At 66.1% G+C, this 2,895-nt stretch carries 3 protein-coding genes; 2 read left to right on the top strand and 1 reads right to left on the bottom strand.

All coding sequences use genetic code 11. From position 1 onward, the window contains the following. Nucleotides 1-750: PAS domain-containing protein (locus MTBSS4_RS17750; RefSeq protein ID WP_173984715.1), on the bottom strand; the 750-nt coding region annotated here is incomplete at its 3' end. A 218-nt stretch (nt 751-968) separates the two neighbouring features. Here MTBSS4_RS17750 and MTBSS4_RS17745 point away from each other — a divergent pair. Then, on the top strand, nt 969-1,388 hold the full coding sequence (locus MTBSS4_RS17745; RefSeq protein WP_173984714.1) for a hypothetical protein: 420 nt from the start codon (nt 969-971) through the stop codon (nt 1,386-1,388). Nucleotides 1,389-1,500: 112 nt separating this feature from the next. Further along, on the top strand, nt 1,501-2,832 hold the full coding sequence (locus MTBSS4_RS17740; protein WP_173984713.1) for a PP2C family protein-serine/threonine phosphatase: 1,332 nt from the start codon (nt 1,501-1,503) through the stop codon (nt 2,830-2,832). Nucleotides 2,833-2,895: the final 63 nt, after the last annotated feature.

The raw sequence follows: 2,895 nt of genomic DNA, 5'->3' as shown, positions 1-2,895 counted from the left end.
CTGAATGGGCTGGATGGACGCCAGTTCCCAGTACAGCTCGCCGTTCTTGCGGCGGTTGATCAGCTCGCCTTCCCATTTCTCGCCCGAGGCCAGGGCGGCCCACATGTCCCGGTAGACCTTGGGCGGGGTCAGGCCCGACTTGAGGATGCGGGGATTGTTGCCGATGGCCTCTTCGGCGCCGTAGCCGGTGACCGCGATGAACTCGGTGTTGACGTACTGGATGACGCCGGCCAGATCGGTGATGACGATGGATACCGGGCTTTGCTCGACGGCGCGGTTGAGCATGTGCATGCGATGCGCGTTCTCCACCGCTGCGGTGATGTCGGTTCCGGTGCCGCGATAGCCGAGGAACAGGCCGCTGGGGGCGAAGCGGGGGATGCCGTTGACCTTGATCCAGCGCGGGTGGCCCTCGGCGTTTTCCAGCCAGTACTTGAAGTCGCGGAACGGCTGATGCGCGCTCAGGCAGGCGATATGGGCCTGCCATTGCTCGGAATCGATTTCCATGCGCTCGCTGGCCACGTCCCAGCGCCGCTTGCCGACCAGCCGGTCGCGCGGCACCCCCAGGACGATCTCGAACTCGTCGGAGACCCAGGAAAAGCGGTGGTCCGAATCGGTTTCCCAGAACCAGTCGGCGATGGTCTCGGAAAACTGGCGGTAACGCGCCTCGCTGGCCTTCAGCGCGGCGTTCTCCAGCTTCAGATCGGCGATTTCCTGCCGGAGCGCGGCGAGATCATCGTCTGCGGACGTCATCGAAACTCCGGCCTGAACATGAACGGCGGCCCCGCATCCTGGCGCCGGCCGGTTCCACCCGATCCGGAAGTATAGTCACCTTGGGATAGGATTTCACCGCCGAACATCAACCGGGCCGGATGAATTCGATAGATCGAAGGATTGGGGAATTCATGACGAATGACCATATCTCCGGTTATCATGCCAGCCCATCGACAAGGCCAGCCCGGAGAACCGCCATGAAAGCCCTCGCCGCCGTCTTGTGCCTGCTGGTCCTGGCGGGATGCTCGTTGCCGCCGCCCGACCAGCCGGCGCATTTCAGCCGCATGGGGCGTTTCCTGGGGCTGGTGGCCAATTGCGGCTGCTCGGACATTTCTCCCGAGCGCATGCTGGCCGAGTATCGGAAGGCCCTGGCGGACCGCTATTCCGAGTCCGAGGCGGTTTCCATGCGCGGCCATGTGGACCTGGCGGCGACCGAGCAGTGGCACAACCATGCGGTCGTCTGCGGCGAGGTGTGCGGCCAGCGCTGCATGGTCCAGGCGGTGGTCGAGCCGCTGGGAGGGCGAGGCGTTGGGGTGCCGGCCTGCCCGGTCACCGAGCGTGACCTGCACCTGACCGATGGCGCCAATACCGATGCCACGGCCGGTCCCTATCCGTAAGGATGGGACTTGTTTCAGTCCCGTTCACATGGGGTTAACCGATGGCCTGGATTGCCGTCACACCTATGCGTTAGGGTCGGGTTGGTACAGCGAAAGAATAGGTTCGGGGCTCATGGGGCGTGATACCAACGACATACCGGTCAGGCGGCCGGCGGGGAGCGGCGTTGGCGGCCTGATCCGGCTGCCGGGGCGCGCCACCGGCTGGCAGACGGACCAGATTCTCCGGCAGACCGCCCATATGCCGCAATTGTCGGTGGGGCGACCGGACAAGAGCGTCCTGCGCGTCCTGCTGGTGGAGGACGAGCCGGGCGACGCCAAGCTGGTGGAATTCGCCCTCAGGATGTCGAGCGCGCCGTCCTTCGTGGTCACCCATGTCACCTCGCTGGCCTCGGCGGTCAGCCACATGCGGGACGGTTCCGAGGTGGACGTCATCCTGCTTGATCTCAGCCTGCCGGATTCGGCCGGCATCGCCACCGTGTCGCGCATGCAGGCGGCGGCGCCCAGGACTCCCATCGTCATCATGACCGGCATGGACGATCCGCGTTTCGCGTCCCATGCCCTGGAGGCCGGGGCGCAGGACTACCTGATCAAGAGCGACGATCCGGAACGGACGGTCGGGCGCGCCATCCGCTACGCCATCACCCGGATGACCGGCCAACTGGAACGTCAGGCGCTGCTGGAGAGCATCGCCGAGCAGCAGCGCCGGTTGGTGGAGGAAGTGACGGTCGCCCGCGCCATGCAGTTCGACCTGCTGCCCCGGCCGGAACGGGTCGACCCGCGCCTTGCCGAACTGGGGATCGAGGTCGAATCCTTTTTCGAACCGTCGTCGGGCATCGGCGGCGATCTGTGGGGCTGCCTGGATTGCGGCGCCGGCCGCATGAGCTTCTACAGCTTCGACTTCACCGGCCATGGCATCGGCGCCGCCCTCAACGTCTTTCGCCTGCACGCCCTGATCAGTGATCATTGGGACCCCAAGCTCAGCCCCGGCTTCATGCTGGAAATGCTGGGATTGGCGCTTCGCGGCCTGCTGGGACGCGGCCAGTTCGCCACCATGTTCCTGTGCACGGTGGATTGCGAGAGGGGAGTGGTCGAATGGGCGTCGGCCGGGGCGCCGGCGCCGATCATCCTGGACGGGGACGGTTTCCGCTTTCTCGACGCCAGCGGCGTGCCGCTGGGTCTCAGCAAGGCCCCCGAATACCGCGATCATAGCGAGCCCTTTCCCCCGGGGGCCAGCCTGCTGATCTACAGCGACGCCATCACCGATTCCCCCACTCCCGACGGCGACATCTTCGGCGAGGCCGGCCTGACCGGCCTGGTCGGGGACATGCTGGCCCGATCCGGCGAAATGCGGGTGGAACATCTGATCGACGGCCTGTACCAGCGGGTCCGGACGCCGGTCGAGGACGACCTGACCGCGATCTGCATTCGCCGGCTGGAGGGGTAGGCCATGCCCGCTTCGCCACCCTTCGATCGGAATCCCCGGGCCGTCTGCCATCCCGAGGAGGCG

The sequence above is a fragment of the Magnetospirillum sp. SS-4 genome, assembly GCF_902729425.1.
Taxonomy (GTDB): Bacteria; Pseudomonadota; Alphaproteobacteria; order Rhodospirillales; family Magnetospirillaceae; genus Phaeospirillum.
This window is presented reverse-complemented; position numbering and strand designations above follow the sequence as displayed.

Coding starts and splice junctions, on each gene's coding strand:
- MTBSS4_RS17745 (WP_173984714.1), top strand. CDS start 969: ATGAAAGCCCTCGCCGCCGTCTTGTGCCTGCTGGTCCTGGCGGGATGC.
- MTBSS4_RS17740 (WP_173984713.1), top strand. CDS start 1,501: ATGGGGCGTGATACCAACGACATACCGGTCAGGCGGCCGGCGGGGAGC.